The 22089-nt window shown below is 35.5% G+C and carries 19 protein-coding genes; 14 read left to right on the top strand and 5 right to left on the bottom strand.

The features are described from left to right. Window positions 1-711 precede the first annotated feature (711 nt). From AC4BHA_RS10495 to AC4BHA_RS10515, 5 genes are all read right to left on the bottom strand, one after another. Complete coding sequence (locus tag AC4BHA_RS10495) at window positions 712-1284, bottom strand: DUF6944 family repetitive protein (RefSeq protein ID WP_490558526.1); 573 nt, start codon at window positions 1282-1284, stop codon at window positions 712-714. A gap of 117 nt (window positions 1285-1401) precedes the next feature. Beyond that, entirely contained in the window at window positions 1402-3039 is a 1638-nt protein-coding gene (locus AC4BHA_RS10500; protein WP_490558527.1) for an N-acetylmuramoyl-L-alanine amidase family protein, read from the bottom strand. Window positions 3040-3363: 324 nt separating this feature from the next. After that, window positions 3364-5427 (bottom strand): N-acetylmuramoyl-L-alanine amidase family protein, encoded by a 2064-nt coding sequence (locus AC4BHA_RS10505; RefSeq protein WP_490558528.1) that lies wholly within the window; start codon window positions 5425-5427, stop codon window positions 3364-3366. 458 nt (window positions 5428-5885) lie between these two features. Then, complete coding sequence (locus tag AC4BHA_RS10510; RefSeq protein ID WP_490558529.1) at window positions 5886-6212, bottom strand: hypothetical protein; 327 nt, start codon at window positions 6210-6212, stop codon at window positions 5886-5888. Window positions 6213-6248: 36 nt separating this feature from the next. Further along, window positions 6249-6998: an SGNH/GDSL hydrolase family protein gene (locus tag AC4BHA_RS10515; protein ID WP_490558530.1), complete on the bottom strand. Its 750-nt coding sequence runs from the start codon at window positions 6996-6998 to the stop codon at window positions 6249-6251. Between the two features lie 149 nt (window positions 6999-7147). Between AC4BHA_RS10515 and AC4BHA_RS10520 the strand changes: the two genes are divergently transcribed. The 14 genes from AC4BHA_RS10520 to AC4BHA_RS10585 all read left to right on the top strand — a co-directional run bounded on the left by AC4BHA_RS10520 (window position 7148) and on the right by AC4BHA_RS10585 (window position 21956). Next, on the top strand, window positions 7148-7891 hold the full coding sequence (locus AC4BHA_RS10520; protein WP_490558531.1) for a YveK family protein: 744 nt from the start codon (window positions 7148-7150) through the stop codon (window positions 7889-7891). Continuing rightward, complete coding sequence (locus tag AC4BHA_RS10525) at window positions 7881-8579, top strand: CpsD/CapB family tyrosine-protein kinase (RefSeq protein WP_490552762.1); 699 nt, start codon at window positions 7881-7883, stop codon at window positions 8577-8579. The genes AC4BHA_RS10520 and AC4BHA_RS10525 overlap by 11 nt, the downstream gene beginning before the upstream one ends. Window positions 8580-8663: 84 nt before the next feature. Beyond that, window positions 8664-9428 carry a tyrosine-protein phosphatase gene (locus AC4BHA_RS10530; RefSeq protein ID WP_490558532.1) on the top strand — a complete coding sequence of 255 codons (765 nt, stop codon included), beginning with the start codon at window positions 8664-8666 and terminating at the stop codon, window positions 9426-9428. A 363-nt stretch (window positions 9429-9791) separates the two neighbouring features. Beyond that, entirely contained in the window at window positions 9792-10667 is an 876-nt protein-coding gene (gene galU, locus AC4BHA_RS10535) for a UTP--glucose-1-phosphate uridylyltransferase GalU (protein WP_490558533.1), read from the top strand. Between the two features lie 56 nt (window positions 10668-10723). After that, window positions 10724-12553 (top strand): polysaccharide biosynthesis protein, encoded by a 1830-nt coding sequence (locus AC4BHA_RS10540; protein WP_490558534.1) that lies wholly within the window; start codon window positions 10724-10726, stop codon window positions 12551-12553. Window positions 12554-12752: 199 nt separating this feature from the next. Next, window positions 12753-13979, top strand: a complete 1227-nt coding sequence (locus AC4BHA_RS10545; protein ID WP_490558535.1) for a DegT/DnrJ/EryC1/StrS family aminotransferase — start codon at window positions 12753-12755, stop codon at window positions 13977-13979. 25 nt (window positions 13980-14004) lie between these two features. Next, a complete protein-coding gene (locus AC4BHA_RS10550) occupies window positions 14005-14523 on the top strand; it encodes a GNAT family N-acetyltransferase (protein ID WP_490558536.1) in 519 nt (172 codons plus the stop codon). Window positions 14524-14559: 36 nt separating this feature from the next. Next, a complete protein-coding gene (locus tag AC4BHA_RS10555) occupies window positions 14560-15750 on the top strand; it encodes an ATP-grasp domain-containing protein (protein WP_490558537.1) in 1191 nt (396 codons plus the stop codon). A gap of 35 nt (window positions 15751-15785) precedes the next feature. Further along, window positions 15786-16394: a sugar transferase gene (locus AC4BHA_RS10560; RefSeq protein ID WP_490558538.1), complete on the top strand. Its 609-nt coding sequence runs from the start codon at window positions 15786-15788 to the stop codon at window positions 16392-16394. Window positions 16395-16413: 19 nt separating this feature from the next. Beyond that, window positions 16414-17541 carry a glycosyltransferase family 4 protein gene (locus AC4BHA_RS10565; protein ID WP_490558539.1) on the top strand — a complete coding sequence of 376 codons (1128 nt, stop codon included), beginning with the start codon at window positions 16414-16416 and terminating at the stop codon, window positions 17539-17541. Between the two features lie 41 nt (window positions 17542-17582). Further along, entirely contained in the window at window positions 17583-18650 is a 1068-nt protein-coding gene (locus AC4BHA_RS10570) for a glycosyltransferase (RefSeq protein WP_490558540.1), read from the top strand. 110 nt (window positions 18651-18760) lie between these two features. Continuing rightward, window positions 18761-19228 carry a serine O-acetyltransferase gene (locus tag AC4BHA_RS10575; RefSeq protein WP_490558541.1) on the top strand — a complete coding sequence of 156 codons (468 nt, stop codon included), beginning with the start codon at window positions 18761-18763 and terminating at the stop codon, window positions 19226-19228. Window positions 19229-19256: 28 nt separating this feature from the next. Next, complete coding sequence (locus AC4BHA_RS10580; RefSeq protein ID WP_490558542.1) at window positions 19257-20435, top strand: glycosyltransferase; 1179 nt, start codon at window positions 19257-19259, stop codon at window positions 20433-20435. Window positions 20436-20471: 36 nt separating this feature from the next. Continuing rightward, window positions 20472-21956, top strand: coding sequence for a lipopolysaccharide biosynthesis protein (locus AC4BHA_RS10585; RefSeq protein WP_490558543.1), 1485 nt, complete (start codon window positions 20472-20474; stop codon window positions 21954-21956). Window positions 21957-22089 lie beyond the last annotated feature (133 nt).

A 22089-nucleotide genomic window follows, 5' to 3' on the forward strand; every position in this document is an offset into this window, starting at 1 on the left:
AAAAGTGAGAAAGAAAATAAAGCGAAGGATTGTATATTTATCTTTTTAGAAGTGAACAGAGGAAAAGACCTTTAACCTACGTTCCTGCCCTACAAATATACTTGAGGTAAGGAACCATCCGATTGGCGATGATTAAAATGTCCGACGCTGACTGACTGCATTTAGGATAAAGATCTTTTCTTGTTTAGAAAGCATTCTCCAACTGCCTGCTCGGATTCTCATAGTTTCGCGCCTCCTTTTTTTATACATAATTTGGAATAGTTGTACTCTATTTATACCGTAAAAAACACGAAGTGAAACAAAACAAATACCAACAAATAGTCATTTTAAATGAAATGGTTAGCCAGCAACTGTGGAAAAGTGATAGGGAAACCTGTATAACGGCTATCTGAATAGCAGAAGGTGTCGGTAAAAAATTTAAAAAAGAACGTTTATTAGGGGATTAGACTTATTGTCATCATGGGAATCTTCTCAAGTGATACGATAGCAGCTATTTCTTTCCGACATATTCTATAAAACAACTTTACCATCAGTCTCCAGAGCAGCCTATTGCCTGCAAATAGTGCTATTAATCAACTGAACTTACAGTTTAAGTAGGGATAAAGACATCACACAGAAGTGGTCCTAATAGATTGCTCTAACTGCTTATCCAACAGTATTTCTCCCTGTTGCAAACCTGTATGTAAATGTCCTCCACCAAAGGAGGGCATCCTATTCGTTGATACCTGGTTCGTTTTCATGATTTTCCTCGAGTTGTTGACCGATGGCGGATAGAATAGCACCAATCGCTTGAATCCAACTCCCTGTTGCAATATAGCTTTGTCCCTTATCCTGGTCATTAACTTGAATTTTAACGCCGAATGCTTGAATGACACTGCCAATGGTTTGGAGAATATTACCGATAAGCATTTCTGTTGCTCCTAAAGTGGTATTATCGCCAAATTCATCAGCCGCACTGATTCCGCTGCCAAGCGCTTGTAACAAATTACCCTGGATCGAAATATTCGTTTTTGTAGAATCGGGAAAATCAATGGCTATCGCTGTAAAGGACTCCAAGGAACCAATACTGGATAAGACACTTCCTGTATACTCAAGCGAGAGCTGATTATCTTGTCCGTCCGCTGCTAAGCCGGCACCGACTGCTTCCAGTGCATTCCCGACTAAATTAAGTTCTCTTTGTATTTTGTTTGATAATCCAGTGTTTGGAGTAGAGCCGATAGCTACAACAATGGCTCCGATAGCCGTCAGCCAAGCTCCAACTATTTCTTTCAATTGATTTGACACCCTATCACATCCATTTATGGATAATCGTTATAGTGTATTCCGAGGGTTTAGTGATGGATTGGATTTTAGTGAAAATTAAAAGCCTCCGAGGAATGATCGGAGGCTTCAGGCTGGATGTTATTTATTTTTGAAATATGTATTTAAGCCATTTAAAATACCCTGTGCTGCTTTTTTGTGATAGCTGGTTTGGGAAATGGTTTTTTCCTCGGCTGCATTTGAAAGGAATCCGAGTTCGAGCAGAGCGGCGGGCTGTTTATTATCTCGTATGACTCGATAATTACCATATTTAACTTTACGATTTTTCAAGCCAGTAGCTTTAATTAATTCACCATGTATGGCATTTGCCAAGGTGCTATTATGATGATAAAAAGTTTCTATTCCAGATGCTGATGGTACATTAGGTGCATTATTGTAATGAATGCTTACAAACGCATCTGCTTTTTTAGAGTTACTGAGTGCTACTCTGTCTTCTAATGAAATAACGGTATCATTACTGCGTGTCATAATGACCGTTGCACCGGCATTCTTAAGTAGGGTAGCCAGTTGGTTGGCCGTCCTTAGATTAATATCCTTTTCCATTGTTTTTAATTTTACACCAATAGCTCCCTTATCTGAGCCGCCATGACCAGGATCAATAACGATAATTTTTTCCTTCACACTCTTATATACCAGTGATTGGCTTGGAATCCATCCAATCTGACCGGATATCAGCTTGACCTGTGTAAAGTTGCCCTTTGCAGTAAGTTTTATTACACCAGTGTTTTTAGCAACTGAGGCTAAAATAGTAGATTTAGAGTCAGCCTCCTTATACAGGGAGGTGTTGGCGGTAGTGTAAAGGTACTCTGTTGCAGTGGATTCGGCCTTTTTAGTTGATATATATTGCATAGCAACCCAACCAATTTTACCGTTGGAGGTTTTGATTTTCCCCCAAGATCCACTTTTCTGTTGCAGAGTAACAGCAGTATTTTTCTTCACAGTGGTGATAACCTTGGAAGAAGTACTCGCTGAAGCGCGAACATTTAAACTGGTCGCTGTGACATAGTAGGTACCGAGATTAGACGTCGAAGTCACCGGTTTTTTAGTAGAAATATAGGATAAAGCAACCCAACCAACTTTACCGTTGGAGGTTTTAATTTTCCCCCAAGATCCACTTTTCTGCTGAAGAGTAACCGCAGCATTTTTTTTCACAGTCATAATGACTTTGGAAGAAGTACTCGCACTAGCGCGAACATTTAGACTAGTAGCTGTGACATAATATGTACCCAGATTTGCTGTGGCAGTCGTTGGCTTTGTCTTTGTCAGGCTTGAAGCAGGTACCCAACCGGTCACCTTTTTGTTTGAATAATAGACTTTAAGCCAGTTGCCCTTTTGCCCTTTTACTGAAATAGCTGTGCCTTTTTTTATAGTCGCCAGAGATTTGGCAGAGGAAGAAGCTGTTTGTTTAATGGACAGATTGTCTGTCCCTGCATAGCCAGTCCAGCTCACATAGGTAAGATAGGAACTTGAAACCCAACCTGTTTTTTTATCATATGTAATCTTGCTCCAGTTATTTTGTTCTGATTGAACAGTTACCACTTTGCCCTTTTTAATTTTCCCTACAATAGAAGATTTGGTCGAAGGTTTAGAGCGGACATTTAGTGTGCTGGCGTTGACTTTAGATGAGTAGCTGGCAGCATCTGCTTTCTCCGGTACCATAGTAATGAATAATGATAGCATAATCAGTACACTGACAGCTTTAATAGAGTGTTTCCTCAAAATATCACCTCTTACATAAACTATTCTATTTTTTAATCGGACAAATCTATCAAAATCTAATGTGTTTCTTTAAGAATATGAAATAGATTTTTTCCTTTTAGAGCGCAAAGGCCCATATATTAAAATATAATAGAAGGCTAGAAGGGGTAAATAAGAAAAAGGTGTTAATTATGTAAGGAATTTATAAGTGAAAAGCACCCAAAAATCAAACTGCATCTAAATATGTTAGAAGTGTCTAACAACTGGGGTACAGTTCAAAATAGGGTGCTTTTTATCTATAGTCTTCGGCTTCCTTTGAATAGGAGGCTGCAAAATAAAATGTTATTATTTTTGTTTGAAATATACATTCAATCCATTATAAATTGCCTGTGCTGCTTTTTTGTGATAGCTGGTTTGGGAAATAGTTTTTTCTTCGGCTACATTTGTCAGAAATCCAAGTTCTAACAAGGTAGCTGGTTGTTTATTACTCTTGATGACTTGAAAATTACCTTGTTTAACTTTTCGATCTTTCAACCCTGTTGCTTTAATCAATTCAGCGTGTATAGCACTTGCCAGACTATTATTTTGATAGTAATAAGTCTCTACTCCAGATGCGGATGGAGAATCTGGAGCTGCATTGTAATGAATACTCACGAACGCATCTGCTTTTTTCGAGTTACTGAGTGCTGCCCTATTGGCTAACGAAATAAAGGTATCATTGCTGCGTGTCATGATGACAGTTGCCCCTGCATTTCTTAATAAGGTACCCAATTGATTGGCCGTACTTAGATTAATATTCTTTTCCTTTGTTTTTAACTTTACACCAATGGCCCCCGGATCTGCCCCCCCATGACCTGGATCAATAACGATGACCTTTCCTCGCACACTTTTGGATACAATCAGTGTTTTGCTGGAAATCCAACCAATCTGGCCGGATGCCAGTTTAACCTGTGTAAAGCTATCTTTTGTATTCAGTTTCATCACACTAGAGTTTTTGGGTACTGAAGCCAATACGGTAGATTTTGAGTCAGCATTCATGTACAGAGAAGTGTTGGCGTTGGTGACCAGGTATTCTGTTTTAGTGGATACAGGCTGTGGTGGTTTTGTATTGACCGGTTTTTTAGTTGAAATATATTTTAAAGAAATCCAGCCGATTTTTCCATTAGAGGTTTTCACTTTCCCCCAGGATCCATTTTTTTGCTGCAGGGTAACCGAAGCATTTTTCTTCACAGTCGTGATGATCTTGGAAGAAGTATTCGCCTTCTCACGTACATTCAAACTGCTAGCCGTAACATAATAGGTTCCAAGATTCACAGCCGGCTTTTTAATAGAAAGATAAGAGAGACTTACCCAGCCGACTTTGCCGTTAAAGGTTTTCACTTTCCCCCAAGTACCGCTTTTTTGCTGAAGAGTCACCGAAGCGTTTTTCTTCACAGTTGTGATGACCTTTGCTTTTGTACTTGCTTTTGCACGTACATTCAAACTAGTAGCTGTGACATAGTAGGTTCCTAGGTTTACAACCGGCTTTTTAGTAGAAAGATAAGAGAGACTTACCCAGCCGACTTTCCCGTTAGAAGTCTTCACTCTCCCCCAAGTACCACTTTTCTGCTGAAGAGTCACTGAAGCGTTTTTCTTTACTGTCGTGATGACTCTTGCTTTAGTGTTGGCTTTCTCCCGTACATTCAAGCTGCTAGCCGTAACATAATAGGTTCCCAGGTCTACAACTGGCTTTTTAGTAGAAAGATAAGAGAGACTTACCCAACCAACTTTCCCGTTAGAAGTTTTCACTTTCCCCCAAGTACCGCTTTTTTGCTGAAGACTCACCGAAGTGTTTTTCTTCACAGTTGTGATGACCTTTGCTTTTGTGCTCGCTGTTGCACGTACATTCAGGCTGGTAGCTGAGACATAATAGGTTCCCAGGTTTGCTATACCAGTTTCAGGCTTTGACTTCGTCAGATTTGAAATAGATACCCACCCAGTTATCTTTTTACTGGAATAATAGACTTTAACCCAGCTTCCAATTTGCCCTTTTACTGAAACGGCTGTCCCTTTATTAATAGTCGCAAGAGATATAGAAGTAGAAGAGGTAGTTTTTTTAATAGATAGGTTATTTGTTTTTGCATACCCAGTCCAATTGACATATGTAAGATATTTGCTCATTACCCAGCCTGTTTTCTTATCGTATGTAATCTTGCTCCAGTTATTTTGCTCAGATTGAACCGTGACCACTTTTCCTTTTTTGATTTTTCCGATGACAGAGGATTTGGTAGTTGCCTTAGAGCGGACATTTAGGACATCAGCATTGACTTTCGATGAAAAACTGGCGGCATCTGCTTTCTCTGGTAACAGAGTAACGAAAAATGATAGCAAAATCAGCAAACTGGCAGCTTTAATAAAATATTTTCCCAAAAGTTCATTCACCTCTTTTTTATTTATTCTTTTCTTTTCATCGGATGAATCGCTCAAATCTAAAGAGGTTTGTTAAAGTATGTAAAAAAACTAGGATAAAAATCGGATATTCCGATACTTCTAAGTAACTTAACTCCCCTCATAATTACAATAAAGTAGAAGAATAGAAGATAAAATGATTAAAAATTTCCAATATTACAACCAATTTGTTAAAAATCAAAAAGCACCCAAAATAGGGTGCTTTGCAAACTCTCTTATATTTGATTTTTATGATAATCAATAGCTAATTTGTGCTTAGATTAATTAACTAAAAAAGTATGTAAAAGTAGGTTGATTTTAAATTTAATCTACTCTTCTACTCTTTAAAGACATCTTTTAGCTGTTTAAAAATTTATTGAAATTGTTATTTATAGTCAGAACCATATAGATTATAAATGCTTGTACTTTGATTTATTGTCTTATCCCTGTGCTGTATGTACTGATAGACGTTGAACTCTCCCTGTAAATAAAAAGGTGGAGTATCTATTCTTCTCGATAAACCAAGCAATGAGTATAGGAATCAATGTTCCAATCACTGTATATATTAAAGGAGTTTCAATGTGTAAAATATTTACACATATTGGAATGTGAAGAAACATAATATATAGTGATTTTTCACCATAATAAGCTAAACCAATATATTTTTTTGTATTTGGCAATATATAACTAACGCTTAGAATGAACATAAGAAATAATAAAGGAACAAGTGTATCCAGTAAAATAGATTTGTAATAGGAATATTTCATATCAAACCTCTCATTCACTGGAGCTTCTTTAATCTCTTAAATTCCAAATAACTTCAAGACCTCTCTACTCCAAATCTCTATCCCTTTTTCATTCGGAGCACTCTTATCCTTTTTCAGGTAATCCATTAATTCAGCTTCATCTGGCCATGCATGCCAATGGTCAATATAAGTATATTCCTTCTCCGCTGCGAATTCCTTTAGGGCGTCTACTTGTGTTGAATAAATGGGACCATTCGGAATAGGATGAGAAGGCATGAGAACCACATAAAGATTCTCATTGATAGATTTTAATTCTTGGATGATGGTTGAAAGGTTTTCGTGATTATCCTCAACAACGACTTTACCATTATCAGTTAGTGTAAGGGCTTCTAGAATAAGAACATCAGGCTTGGCATCCTGATAGTCATTGATTAAACCTTCTTCTATTAATTGAGTTGATGTGCCGTTGAAATCTATGAATGATACAATCATATTCGACTCAAATGACCTTTGCAACTCTTGACTGATTGTTAACCCTAACCCGATTTTTTGATCTCCCAATGCTTTCGATCCGGCTACCAAAATATTAGCTTTTTCATGCTTGCTGATTGCTTTTTCGAGAGCGCTCTTCAGTTCATCCTCTTTAACATTCTCAAAAGATGAAGAGGTCTTCTCCTCTTTTTTCGGTTCAGCCTGTTCCTTTTCCATGGCAACTGTTTTTTCGATTTGGTTGCTCCAGTAAGTTTGCCCGAAAACTAGAACAAGACCGGTGAATATTGTAAGTGAAAGCAAGGTAATATATCTCATTGTTCTTCCTCCGAGTCGACAAATAATTTCACTTTATATGTATATATTACATTTTATTAGAAAGAATTAAATAAAATTTCCAAAAAAAATAGATGAAATTTTCCAAATTTGTTGTATAATACTTAATATTATGTTAAACGGAGGATGAAATGGAAGAAACTATTAGCCTGAAAGATTTGTTTGAAACCTTAAAAAAACGTGCATGGTTCATTATCATGATCACCGTTTTGGCAGTTTTAATAAGCGGAGTAACCAGCTTTTTTATTTTGACTCCAATCTACCAATCTTCTACACAGCTGCTTGTTAATCAAGCGAAAAGTGAAGAAACAATATATAACAGCAACCAGGTTCAAACAAATCTGCAACTCATCGAAACGTACAATGTCATTATGAAGAGCCCGGCCATATTGGATAAGGTGATTGAAGAATTAGATTTGAACCTATCAGCTAGCCAGCTCACCAATAAAATAACAGTAGCTAGTGAACAGGAATCTCAGGTAGTGAAGGTATCAGTTACAGATGAGGATCCGCAAATGGCTGTAAAAATAGCTAATACCACAGCTGAGATTTTCAAAGAAGAGATCGTCGATATTATGAATGTAGACAATGTAAGCATCCTTTCGAAAGCAACGGTTTCAGAGAATGCTTCCCCGATTAAACCGCAGCCACTTCTTAATATCGCTATTGCCATGGTTGTTGGATTAATGATTGGTGTGGGAATTTCCTTCTTAATGGAGTATTTAGATAATACGATTAAAACGGAGCAGGATATCGAAAGAATTCTGGATTTACCGGTGATTGGTGTCATTGGCATAATTGAAGAAAGTAATGTGCAAATGGAAACAGGAGCAAGAACGAAACGAGCAGGAAGAGGTGAGCAACATGGCGCGTAAGAAGGGCAGACAGTTTGGAAACAGTAATCAGCGGAAGCTTGTAACCTATTTGGAACCAAAATCGCCGATTTCAGAGCAGTTCCGTACATTAAGAACTAATATCCAATATTCTTTCATAGACGAAGAAATGCAAACGATTATGATTACATCTTCTGGCCCCACTGAAGGAAAATCAACAACAGCTGCTAATATCGCCGTAGTGTTTGCCCAACAGGGGAAAAGGACATTATTCATAGATGCCGACCTGCGTAAACCTTCTTCGCATTATACGTTCTCGTTTACGAACAATGTGGGATTAACAAGTGTATTGACCAGACAAATAGAGTTAGGTAAAGCAATCCAGATTGTAGAGCCTTTGGGTCTACATGTGTTAACAAGCGGACCGCTTCCGCCAAATCCTGCTGAGTTATTATCATCAAAATCGATGAATGAATTGATTAATCAGGCGAAGGAAGACTTTGACATCATCATCGTTGATACCCCGCCGATCACAGCCGTTACAGATGCACAAATTATTGCGAATATTTGCCAGGGAGTAGTACTCGTAGTGAGCAGCGGACGGACGCAGGTGGAAGATGCTGTCAAAACGAAAGAACTTTTATTAAATACCGGTACTAAAATCCTAGGCGCTGTTCTTAACAACAGAAAAATGAAGGATAATACGTACTATTACTATGGTAAAAAATAGGTAAGTTGCTAGACTTTTACAATAAATATGAGTAAGATAGATTCATTATTAGAATAAATAAACAAGAAGGGGTTGCTTTACATAATGATTGACATACATAGTCACATCTTACCAGGTGTAGATGATGGTGCACAGAGTTTAAAAGATTCAATAGACATGGCAAGGCTTGCTGTGAACGAAGGTATCAACACAATCATCGCAACCCCACATCATAAAAATGGTGCATACGAGAATACAAGAACAAACCTATTACCCGAGATTGATCAATTAAATAAACATTTGGAGAAAAGCCAAATTCCTTTAAAGGTTCTACCCGGCCAAGAGGTCAGGGTATACGGCGAATTGCTCGAGGATCTGGAGCAGGGCTTCATCCAAACAGTAAACAATTCCTCTTATCTCTTGATAGAATTTCCTTCAAATCATATACCAAGGTACGCAAATACATTATTTTTTGAACTGCAGCAAAAAGGTATTAATCCAATTCTGGTCCATCCAGAACGGAATATGGCGATTGTTGAAAATCCAAATCTCCTCTATGAATTTGTCCAAAAAGGTGTCAGTACACAGCTTACATGCGGTAGTATCGCAGGTAAGTTTGGCAAGAAAATCAAGAAAGTATCAATGGATTTACTATCCTTTAACTTAATCCATTTCGTAGCATCCGATGCACATAATATTTCAACCAGACAGTTTTGGATGAATGAGGCATTGGATGAAATAGAAAAACAGTTCGGATTGGACCAAATTAATTATTTTGAAGAAAATGCAGAGTTACTCATTAGCGGGCAGGCAATCATGAGAGAAATGCCACAGCCAGTCAGACAGCGTAAGTTTTTAGGACTATTTTAATGATGAACCAAATTAGGTGATGCCTCCTAACCTTTATCAAGGGAGACACTCGGCCATGCTGTGGGAGGTTTAATACGCTTCCTTAGATGCAAGTCATCAGTAGGATGGTGTGAGGGTAGGTTAGATGCCTATATTTTTCAATATTTAAGTGAAAGATTAAAAGTTTGTATGAAAAAAGTGAGAACAACTATAAAAATGTACGAATAAATACCCTTAATATTGATTATGAAACATAGTAATTGTAATTGTCTAATAATTTTTAATTGTTTTTTGATAATTGAGAATTTATACCCACTTATTTTCCCTGAAAATGTAAAAGTTATGATTCATTCTATATAGTGATTATAAAAAGGAGGCTACACCTTGCAAAAAGTAAGAAAAGCAATTATACCAGCTGCTGGCCTTGGCACGAGGTTTTTGCCAGCCACAAAGGCTATGCCGAAAGAAATGCTACCAATCGTCGATAAGCCAACTATTCAATATATCGTTGAAGAAGCGATTCAATCTGGGATTGAGGATATCATTATTGTGACCGGTAAAGGAAAGAGATCCATCGAGGACCATTTCGATCATGCGTATGATTTAGAGAATAACTTGATGGAAAAGGGCAAGTTTGATCTTCTCGAAAAAGTACAAGCTCCTTCCAAGGTCGATATTCATTATATTCGCCAAAAAGAACCAAAAGGACTTGGCCATGCAATCTGGTGTGCGCGCAATTTTATTGGGGATGAACCATTTGCTGTCTTACTTGGTGATGATATCGTCCAGGCAGAAAAGCCTTGCCTACGTCAATTGATGGATGAATATGAAAAAACATTTTCTTCTATTATAGGTGTTCAGCATGTACCAATGGAAGAAACCCATCGGTATGGAATCATTGATCCGATTGAACAAAACGGACACCGCTATCAGGTGAAGAGTTTTGTGGAAAAACCGGAAAAAGGAACAGCTCCATCTGATTTAGCCATTATGGGCCGTTATATATTACGTCCGGAAATCTTTAAATTTCTTGGTGAGCAAAACATAGGGGCGGGTGGTGAGATTCAGCTGACAGATGCGATACAGAAGCTGAATGAAATTCAACGGGTGTTTGCTTATGATTTCGATGGAAAACGATATGATGTCGGAGAGAAACTTGGTTTTATCGAAACCTCAATTGAATTTGCGCTTCAGGATGAATCCTTGCGTAATGATTTATTGCGCTTTATGGAAGAAAAGTTAAATGTATTAAAAAAATAAATAATTGGAGATAGACCGGACATGTGCCGGTCTTTTTTAAGAGGAGAGGTTTGAACGTGACATACCGTAAAAGGTTGACCACATTGATACTAGTAGACTCCATTATCGTGTTAACGGCTATTTATTGCAGTTACCTTGTCCTCCACCCGTATTTGGGTATTTTCAAAATGGAAACCTTATTAATAACCTCTCTGGCATTGTTAATTAGTCATCATGTGTATGCATTTATTTATAAACTTTATAACAAGGCATGGGAATATGCGAGTATTCGAGAATTAATTGCAATTGCAAAGGCTGTAACGTTAACAATAGTAACAACTGCTATCATTCAAACGATTGTTTTCCAAGATATATATATAAGGGCCTTAGGGATAACCTGGATGCTTCATATCCTGTTGATTGGCGGTTCACGTTTTTCTTGGAGAGTATTCAGGGGCCGTTATATGGGCACGAATGATCTTGCAAAGAAACATACGTTAATTATCGGAGCCGGTGCAGCAGGAACGATGGTAGCCAGACAACTGCTTCAAAAGGTAGATACTGATTTAGTACCTGTAGCCTTCATCGACGACGATCCGTATAAACAAAGGCTTCAAATACATGGTTTACCGGTAGTAGGCGAAACGGCAGATATCTCTATAGCTGTTGCCTTACATGAGGTTGAAGTCATCATAATTGCAATTCCTTCCCTATCAAAGGGTGAGATAAAGCGGATTTATGAAGAGTGCTCGAAAACAATGGCGAAGGTTCAGATTATGCCAATGATTGAAGAAATCATGTCAGGCAATGTCTCAGTCACGCAGTTTAGAGATGTAGAGGTAGAGGATTTATTGGGTCGTGAACCAATTCAATTGGATATTGAGAGCATATCTGAATATGTAAAAGGAAAAATAATTTTGGTCACTGGTGCCGGAGGATCAATTGGCTCTGAAATTTGCCGTCAAATATGTAAGTTTACTCCAGGTAAACTCCTTTTACTGGGTCATGGAGAAAATAGTATTTATTTGATTGATATGGAATTAAGGAAACATTATGGTGAATCAATTGAGATTATACCAATAATTGCAGATGTTCAGGATCGAAATAGAATTTTTGAAATAATGGATCTTTACAAGCCAGATGTAATCTACCATGCTGCAGCACATAAGCATGTTCCAATGATGGAGTATAACCCAAGAGAAGCAGTTAAAAATAATGTATTTGGAACGAAGAATGTAGCTGAAGCTGCTGATACATTCGGTATTGGTACGTTTGTGATGATTTCAACTGACAAAGCAGTGAATCCTCCGAATGTAATGGGGGCAACGAAGCGTTTTGCTGAGATGATCATACAGAACTTGGCGAAGGAAAGTAAGACAAGGTTTGTAGCAGTGCGTTTTGGAAACGTGCTAGGTAGCCGTGGTAGTGTTATACCCCTGTTTAAGAAACAGATTCAAGCTGGCGGTCCGATAACTGTTACACATCCTGATATTACAAGATATTTCATGACCATACCGGAAGCTTCGAGGCTTGTCATACAAGCAGGGGCGTTGGCTCGCGGAGGAGAAATATTTGTCCTTGATATGGGAGAACCAGTTAAAATCGTTGACCTAGCTAAAAACCTGATCACTCTTTCAGGATATTCTGTAGATGAGATTGGAATTCAATTTTCTGGCTTAAGGCCTGGTGAAAAAATGTATGAAGAGCTTCTAAATGAAAATGAGGTTCAAAAGGGACAAGTGTTTCCGAAAATCTTTATTGGAAAGGCAAACCCGATGGATAAACGGGAGCTTTATGAGGTGATTGAGACACTTCTTGATCAAGATTCTATAGATATGAAGGAGATGCTTGTGGGGATTGCTAATACGAAGTTTAATGAGAAGCAGTCTTTATTTATAGGTGGTTAGGAGATAGTTGGAAAGAAAGTTAACCTGAATATAGTCTAGCTAGCAGATAGTTAGTAAGAAAGATTAAAAATTACAATATAGTTATGTTTATGATTGAACTTTATTAGGTTATCGTTCATTGGTTATTAGGAATTTAGTTGGTGCTAAACCATTAAAAACCTTCTGTTTTGACATGTATTTTATAAAGGGGGTCATAACAATGATTAATATTAAATTAAGAAATATACAATTTTCTCCTCCCGATGTTAAAGAGGCTGACATTGAAGAAGTTATAAAGGCCATGCAATCTGGATGGATTACAACAGGGCCTAAAACAAAGAAATTTGAAAAGAAAATTGCGGAATATATTGGTACCAATAAAGCTGTCTGTTTGAATTCTGCAACTGCAGCAATGGAACTTACTCTTCGTATATTAGGGATTGGTCCTGGCGATGAGGTAATAACTTCAGCTTATACTTATACAGCGACTGCTTCTGTTATTGACCATGTTGGTGCAAAAATTGTTCTTGTTGATACAGCTCCAGATTCTTTTGAAATGGATTACTCTAAGCTAGCGGATGTAATTACAGATAAAACAAAAGCAATTATACCTGTAGATATTGCAGGTAAGATGTGTGACTATGACTCCATCTATAAAATTGTTGAAAGCAAAAAGCACTTATTTAAACCTAAAAATAATGTCCAGAACACATTTAATAGAGTAATAGTGATGACGGATGCGGCCCATGCTTTTGGGGCAAAGAGAAAAGGATTAAATTGTGGCCAGGTTGCTGACTTTACTTGTTTCTCTTTCCATGCAGTTAAAAATTTAACGACAGCTGAAGGTGGGGCAGTTGTTTGGCGTAAGGATCTTGGTCTAGATGAGGATTGGCTATATAAACAGTACATGTTATATAGTCTACACGGCCAGTCGAAAGATGCGCTTGCAAAAACGCAAAAAGGTGCTTGGGAATATGATATTGTTTATCCTGCCTTTAAATGCAATATGACTGATATTATGGCTGGGTTTGGATTGGTACAACTTAGTAGATATGAAAGGTCATTACAGAGGCGTAAAGAAATAATTGAAATGTATGATAGAGCTCTCTTACCTTTAGGTATTAAGACTCTGAAGCATTACGGTGAGGATTTTAAATCTTCGGGCCATCTCTATTTAACAAGGATTCCTGGGCTTACTGAAGAGAAAAGGAACGAAATTATTATTAGTATGGCAGAGAGAGGTGTAGCTTGTAATGTTCATTATAAGCCATTGCCGATGTTTACAGCTTATAGAAAATTAGACTTTAATATCCGAGATTATCCAAATGCAGCTAATCAGTATGTTAATGAAGTTACACTTCCGCTTCACACTTTATTAAGCGATGAAGATGTCGAGTACGTAATTAGTAGTTACAAGAAGGTCTTAGAGATAGAAGGAATACTTTAATATTAAATCAATTGGAGTGTAAAGTATGGAGTTGTCCTTTGAACGGGTTATTCAGAATGAAGATGAAAAGATAGCTGAGGTATACAGAATAATCAAGTCTAGTGGGGAACAGATGTATAAGGAGCAAGGATTAATTCATTGGAGAAATCCATACCCTATAGAATCTATAAGGAAAAATTGCCAAGATAGAGAGGTTTTCTTAGTTAAAGATTTAACAACTAACCTCTATATAAACACATTTCAATTAGAATTCAACTGGGAACAAGTTGATTCATCAGAATCGAACGGTATTAAAATTGCCGAGCATTTAGTAACCATCAATAAGTTTGCTACTGATCCTACTGAAGCGGGAAAAGGTATAGGAAAAACTAGCATGGATTATATAGAAAAATACTGTCGTAATAAAGGTATGAAAAAAGTGGTTCTAGATGTTTATGAAAAAAGTGAACATGCTATCCGATTTTATAAAAAAAGAGGGTTTGTAATTACGGGAAGTAAGTCTACTAGGAACTTCGTTGTATATCTAATGGAAAAAGCACTGTAAGTACAATATTAATGTAGTAGCTGGGGGTTTGTTATCTTGAAGAAAATTTTAATAATCGGCGCAGGTTTCTTACAAACTTTCATAATAAAAAAGGCGAAAGAGATGGGATACTATACTATTGCAATAGATGGTAATCCAAATTCAGTTGGTTTTAAATATGCAGATGAACACAAGGTTATAAATATAATAGATCAAGAGGCATGTTTAAATTATGCGGTTTATAAGAAGATTGATGGTGTACTGACAGCCGCAACTGATTATGGTGTGCTTTCGTCTTCATATATAGCGGAAGAAATGGGTTTACCCGGACTTAGCTATGAAGTAGCGAAGGTTATTAAAAATAAATATGAGGTTCGAAGAACATTTTTTGAAAATAATGTAGACGATGTATCACAATATTATGAAATTGACAATACTGATTTACTTAATAATATTTATTCCAAGATTAAATTTCCGATGATGGTCAAACCTTGTGATGGTTCAGGAAGTAAGGCGGCAAAAAGGGTCGACTCAATTGATGGATTAAAAGAAGCCTGCATTGATGCAATGAAAACTTCTTTAATTGGAAAAGCATTAATAGAGGACTTTATTGAAGGGAAAGAATATGGCGTGGAAGCTTTTGTTTATAATGGTGAAGTTCATATATTAGGCGTAATGGGCAAGTATATGACTAGTCCGCCAGATTATGCAGAGTTAGGTCACTCCTTTCCAAGTAATTTAGATGTTGAAGAAAAGGTAAAGGAAGTTGTGGATAAGGCAATTAGGACATTAGGTATTAATTTCGGTGCAGTAAATATGGATATTCTGGTAACGAAAGAAAACAATGTCTGTATTGTAGATGTAGGGGCAAGAATGGGTGGCAACTTAATTGGATCCCATATTATACCTATAGGTACTGGTGTTGATTATATGAGACTTTTGATTCGAGCGACACTAGGAGAATCTGTTGAGTTTGAGGCAAAAAGTCCAGGAACTAACATAGTTACCCGAATACTGGCTTTAAATCCAGGTAAGGTTGAGATACTTCCAGATACTGAACTGATTAAGAAGGATTACGGAGTAGAGATATACCATCATTTAAAGGTTGGAAGTGAAATAAAGGAGTATCACAATAATCTTGATAGTTGTGGTTACATTGTCTCTATCTCAGATGAAGTAAAGGAAGCATTAACAAAGGTAGAAAGGGCTAAAAAAATATTTAATGAACAGATAATAAGAGAAAAATGAAGTAAGTTACTTCCAATGGAGGTCATAATTAAATTATGTATGAGAATTTCCTAAAGCGTGTTCTTGATATACTAATTTGTATTATAGGATTGCCGGTATTCTTAGTTTTATATGTTATTTTTGGTTTATTAATAAAAATTGAGGATAAAGGCCCGATTTTTTATAAGGCAGAACGAATCGGGAAGCATAGTAAAACTTTTAAAATGTATAAATTTCGATCAATGAAGATAAATGCTCCTACTCTATTAAATGAAGATGGAAGCACTTATAATTCAAAGGACGATCCCAGAGTAACAAAAATAGGGAAATTTATGAGAGAAACAAGTATTGATGAAACGCCGCAATTACTTAATGTTCTTATTGGTGATATGAGTATTATTGGACCACGAGCTAGCTTAGTAAGTGTCATTGATACATTCAAAAGTGATGAAATTGACAAGATGAAGGTTAGACCTGGTATAACTGGATATACACAGGCTTATTATAGAAATGGCCTTTCTAATAGAGAAAAAAGACTTAAGGATGCATGGTATGCCAACAATGTTAATTTTCGATTAGATATTAAGGTATTTTTTAAAACGATACTAACAGTATTTAAAAAACAAGGACTTTACACTAATAGTGGGGTAAAGGCAAAAAGGTAAAGCTAATGGGAGGCAAGTTTTGAAGAAAATATTGTTTATCAGTAATATTACAAATAGAATAACTAATTTCTCTCTCCCATCTATTGAGGTTAGTCAGAAATTAGGATATGAATTTCATCTAGCAGCAAATTGTTCTGGATTTAATGAAGATCCCTCCAAATATAACATTACTATCCATCATATAGACCTAGTTAGAAACCCCTTCAATATTGGAAATTTTAAAGCTTATAAACAAATGATAGATTTATTAAAAAAGGAAAAGTTTGATGGTATCCATTGTAATACTCCAATAGGTGGTATATTAGGTCGGATTTGCGGCGAAAAAATGAATATCCCCAAGGTTATTTATACAGCTCATGGTTTTCACTTTTTTAAGGGTGCTTCGTTAATCAATAGAATTATATATAAATGGGCTGAGAAATTTCTAGCTAGATACACTGATGCTCTTATCACAATGAATCAAGAGGACTACAACGCTGCTCAAGAATTTAAGTTGCGTAACAATGGAAATGTTTATTACATTCCAGGTGTAGGGATAGACACGAAACTCTATCAAGATAACAACATTAATAGTGCAGAACTGAGAAATTCATTGGGAATAAGCGAAGATGAGATTATATTGATTGCAATGGGAGATCTAATTGGTCGCAAGAATTATGAAGTATCTATAAAGGCAATTGCACAATTAAATAATTCAAAAATTCATTTTCTCATTTGTGGGAAAGGGCCGAAGTTGGCTTCTCTTCAGGAATTAGCGAAACAGCTTGGAGTAGAAAAACAAATTCACTTCTTAGGTTTTAGATCTGATATAAAAGAATTGTTAGCCGTGGCAGATATCTTCCTTTTTACAACGTATCAAGAAGGCTTACCACGTTCGATGATGGAAGCAATGGCAACGGGACTGCCTTGTATAGCGTCAGACATTAGAGGAAATACAGACTTAATAAAGGATGGTGAGGGTGGATATCTCTGTCATCCAGAAGATATAAGTAGATTTTCTGAAAAAATCTCCATTTTGACTTCAAGTTCAGAAAAGCGAAAGATTATGGGCATGAATAATAGAGAAACAATAAAAAAGTACGATGTAGGAAACGTTCGACAAGCAATGGAAGAAATTTATTTAAAGGAAATATGTAATTACAGTTAATAGCTATATGATGTATTAGAGTTAGAAATGGAGTTCTTTAAATGGGGAATAAAATTAGAGTTCTACATGTACTTCAAAGTAGTCACTATTCAGGTGCTGAAAATGTTGCATGTAAAATAATTGAATTGTTTAGAGATGAATTAGATGTTGAAATGGCTTACTGTAGTAAAGATGGATTAATTAGGGAAGTTCTTCATAACAAAAATATATTATTCTATCCGATGAAAAAATTATCAGTTATGGAGTTAAAAAGAGTAGTTAGTATATTTAAGCCAGATATAGTTCATGCCCACGATGCTACTGCGGGTTTTATAAGTTCGGTAACCTATGGAAAGTATTACACCGTAAGCCATCTGCATAGTAACCCACCATGGATAAAAAAATATGGGTTAAATTCATTCTTATATTTAATTTCAAGTATGAAATTTAGGAATATTCTTATGGTTTCTAATTCTGTAAAACGTGAATATGTATTTTCGAAGTATATATCAAAAAAAACACATATTATTGGTAATCCGGTGGATTTAAGGAAAATTAGGGATAGGGTCGATTTCAGTAATCTTTCAGGTAATAAATTTGATTTGGTATATCTCGGAAGGCTAGCAAAACCTAAAGACCCCTTAAGATTTATAAATATAATACATGAAATAAAGAAATACGTTCCTGGTGTTTCTGCTGTGATGATAGGCGATGGGAATATGAGGGGACAATGCGAAGACCTAGTGCAAAAACTTGGTCTTAATGAGAATATCACTTTAATGGGGTTTTTGGAAAACCCATATACTATCTTATCAAAGGCTAAGGTTCTATGTATTACTTCAGAATGGGAAGGTTACGGATTGGTGGCAGTAGAAGCAATGGCTTTAGGTAGGCCTGTTGTGGCTACATCTGTTGGTGGCTTGACAGAATTAGTTAATGATTCTTGCGGTAAGGTATGTAAATCAAATGAGGAGTTTATAAAAGAGTTAAAGAAATTATTAACCGACAAAGATTACTGGATAAGTAAGTCTAAAGGTGCGACAATACAGGGGCAAATGTTAAATAACATTCAATCTTATAAAAATACCATCAAAGATTTATACTTTAGTATATCGAACGCTGGTAAGTAATCTCTTATTGAATTATAAATTAATCTACTTAATTATATAATCTATTTATCCAAAAGAGAGATTCCCATGAAAAAGTTTTGCAACCTAATACAGTTTGAAGGTGGAAATAAATGAGAAAAGCAGAAAAGATTGTACAACGCAGTATAAAGTCTTATAAGAATGGAAATTTACCATTTGCAAAATTTTACTATACTATTTTACGGTCCTTTTTTTCTTGTGACATTTTATATAAGAGTAATATTCACCCAACTGTTGAGCTTGTTCATAATGGTTTAGGGTGTGTTTTTCATCCAGGAGTGGTAATAGAAAAAAATTGTAGAATTTATCAAAATGTAACTCTTGGTGGTAACGGTAAGATAGTAAATGGAGAAGCAGTAAATAAGGGAGGACCACATTTAAAAGAGAATGTTACAATTTTTTCGGGTGCTTGTGTACTAGGTCCTATTACAATTGGAGAAAACTCTATAGTTGGAGCTAATGCAGTTGTAACTAAAGATGTGCCCCCAAATAGTATAGCTGTAGGTGTTCCAGCTATTATAAAACCAAAGCGTTCAACTTATAACTTTGGTAACAGTTAAATAATTTGCAAATAGGAGGTGATACTCTATGAAAAAGAAAAAGAAAATTGTTTTTCTAATAACAGGATTATTCTATGGTGGGATGGAAAGAGTTGTATTTATTGCCCATAATTTACTTAAAGAAAAATATGATATCACGGTAGTGACATTATATGCAGATAACCCAGATTATTCTCCTCCTTTTGAAATAATTAACCTTGATTGTCCACCTAAATCTCATAGAGTTATGAAATATTTAAATATAGTTAAAAGAACTATAGCTGTAAAGAAAATAAAAAATAGGATTAAGCCCGATATTGTAATGTCATTTGGAACTGCTGCGAATTTTACGAATGTAGCTACCAAAGGTAATGAAAAGGTTGTTGTTGGTATTAGGTCATATGATTGGTTAACAGATTACTTTGCGACTTTTTCAATAGATAAATGGACTTATAATAAGGCTAATATGGTTGTCTCTGTAAGTAATGTTATTGCTGAGGAAGCTAAGGATATATTTAGTATTGATGAATCTAAAAGTAAAGTCCTATATAATCCATATGATGTAGAGTTAATTAATCAAAAGGCTAATGAACCAATAAAAGAGGTTGAAATACCGAGTAACAAAAAGATAATAATATCAGTAGGTAGATTAGAAAATCAAAAGGGCTATAACCATCTGATAAAGGCTTTTTCACTGGTTTTAAAACAGCATCCAGATACAGTATTAATTATCGTAGGTAAAGGAAGTAAGGAATATAAAATTAAAACCTTAATAAAAGATCTTGGAATAGATAAGAATGTCCTATTACTTGGTGGTCAAAGTAATCCTTATAAATTTATGAAGAAAGCGGATATGTATGTATTATCATCCATTACAGAAGGATTCCCAAATGCAATGGTTGAAGCAATGTCTATAGGCCTACCAATATTGGCTGTGGATTGTAAATCAGGTCCAAGGGAAATTCTGTCAAATGATTATCAACTACAAACAGCCAATAAATTAGAAACTTGTGAATTTGGAGTAATTTCACCTCCCGTAAGCAAGAGTTTTAACTATGAAGCAAACTTCATTGAAGAGTGTGATAACGAATTAGCCGGTGCAATGAAAATGTTATTAAAAGACAAAGACTTAAGAGATTACTATTATAAAAAATCTAAAGAAAGAGCAAAAGAATTTACTTATTCAAAATTCCAAAATAAACTTGAAAACATTTTTGACAATCTATAATTTCTGTTATTCAGATAAGATTATGTAGGTGAAGTAATGGAGAAAAATATTCTTTTACAGTCTATCGGTAAAGCAACAAAATGGTCAACATTAACAGAACTTATTGCAAAGATGATTGTGCCAATTACAAATATGATTTTAGCTCGAATATTGGCTCCTGAAGCTTTTGGTGTAGTTGCAACAATAACCCTTGTAATAAGCTTCGCAAATCTATTTAGTGATTCGGGATTTCAGAAATATTTAATACAACGGGAATTTGAAACAAAGTTAGAGATGTTACAAAGTATAAACGTTGCCTTTTGGACAAATATCACTTTGTCGCTTACTTTGTGGGGCTTAATAATTGCATTTAGTGAAGTTATAGCAAAAACTGTTGGCAGCCCAGAACTTGGATTTGTTATTGCGATAGCAGGAATTAATTTACCATTGAATTCTTTTTCAAGTATTCAAGTAGCTATTTATAGGCGCAGCTTAGATTATCAGCCTTTGTTTTATATAAGGATTGCAACTGTTTTAATACCATTTTTTATAACTATCCCACTTGCAATATTAGGATTTGGTTACTGGTCTTTGATATTAGGTACTATATTTGGAAACCTAGCCAATGTTATTTTACTAACAATAAAATCAAATTGGAAACCTAAATTATTTTATAGTATAACAATACTAAGAAAAATGTTTTCCTTTAGTATCTGGTCATTAGTAGAGTCAGTCTCAATTTGGGCAACAACCTATTTGGGGATATTTATTGTAGCTAGCGGCTTAAATTCATATTATCTCGGGTTATACCAAACGACCATAGTAACAGTTAGTGGTATATTCGCTATAGTAACTAGTGCTACCACTTCAATAATCTTTTCCTCTCTTTCAAGGTTGCAAAATAATAATAAAGAGTTTACAGAAGTTTTTCTAAAGTTTATACGGTTAATAGCAATGATAATTTTCCCAATGGGGATTGGTATATTTTTATATAGGGACTTGATTACTAATATATTGTTAGGTAAGCAATGGAGTGAAGCTAGTTTTTTTGTAGGACTTTTAGGATTAATGAGTAGCATTACTATAGTTTTCGGGCAATTGTGTAGCGAGGTATATCGTGCGAAAGGAAGGCCGAGGTTATCATTCTTAGTACAAATTTTTTATCTATTGGGCTTATTGCCGACCCTTTTGTTTTCAGTTAAGTATGGATTTCAAACTTTAGTTTTAGGCCATTCGTTAATTAAAATTTATCAAATATTGATTAATTGGGTTATTATGCATATCGTATTCAAAATATCGCCCATCGCAATGGTAAAAAACGTTCTTTCTTCCGTTTATTGTTCAATAGGTATGGGATGTTTTGCTTATCTATTATTGACATTTAGTGATAGTTATATTTGGGAGACCCTCTCTATTTTATTAAGTATTATTTTTTATTTTACTTTACAATTCATTTTTCCTTCAGGTAAAAAGGAACTTATGAGTATTTTAAATAGCTTTAATTTCCCTATAAAAAATAAATTATTAAAAATATTTAGATAGGGACTTTTCCATGCTATTTTTTTCCGTGTTATGTGAATTATCCTTTAATATAATCCGATGTATTCTTTTCTTAGCTTTTGGATATTTAACTAAAAAAGTCGAAGAATACTTAATCTTGGGAGGAAATCCTGGA

The sequence above is a fragment of the Pradoshia sp. Z3_51 genome (assembly GCF_058215915.1).

Coding starts and splice junctions, on each gene's coding strand:
- AC4BHA_RS10570 (WP_490558540.1), top strand. CDS start 17,583: ATGGGGAATAAAATTAGAGTTCTACATGTACTTCAAAGTAGTCACTAT.
- AC4BHA_RS10560 (WP_490558538.1), top strand. CDS start 15,786: ATGTATGAGAATTTCCTAAAGCGTGTTCTTGATATACTAATTTGTATT.
- AC4BHA_RS10525 (WP_490552762.1), top strand. CDS start 7,881: ATGGCGCGTAAGAAGGGCAGACAGTTTGGAAACAGTAATCAGCGGAAG.
- AC4BHA_RS10530 (WP_490558532.1), top strand. CDS start 8,664: ATGATTGACATACATAGTCACATCTTACCAGGTGTAGATGATGGTGCA.
- AC4BHA_RS10515 (WP_490558530.1), bottom strand. CDS start 6,998: ATGAGATATATTACCTTGCTTTCACTTACAATATTCACCGGTCTTGTT.
- AC4BHA_RS10550 (WP_490558536.1), top strand. CDS start 14,005: ATGGAGTTGTCCTTTGAACGGGTTATTCAGAATGAAGATGAAAAGATA.
- AC4BHA_RS10585 (WP_490558543.1), top strand. CDS start 20,472: ATGGAGAAAAATATTCTTTTACAGTCTATCGGTAAAGCAACAAAATGG.
- AC4BHA_RS10545 (WP_490558535.1), top strand. CDS start 12,753: ATGATTAATATTAAATTAAGAAATATACAATTTTCTCCTCCCGATGTT.
- AC4BHA_RS10520 (WP_490558531.1), top strand. CDS start 7,148: ATGGAAGAAACTATTAGCCTGAAAGATTTGTTTGAAACCTTAAAAAAA.
- AC4BHA_RS10510 (WP_490558529.1), bottom strand. CDS start 6,212: ATGAAATATTCCTATTACAAATCTATTTTACTGGATACACTTGTTCCT.
- AC4BHA_RS10575 (WP_490558541.1), top strand. CDS start 18,761: ATGAGAAAAGCAGAAAAGATTGTACAACGCAGTATAAAGTCTTATAAG.
- AC4BHA_RS10580 (WP_490558542.1), top strand. CDS start 19,257: ATGAAAAAGAAAAAGAAAATTGTTTTTCTAATAACAGGATTATTCTAT.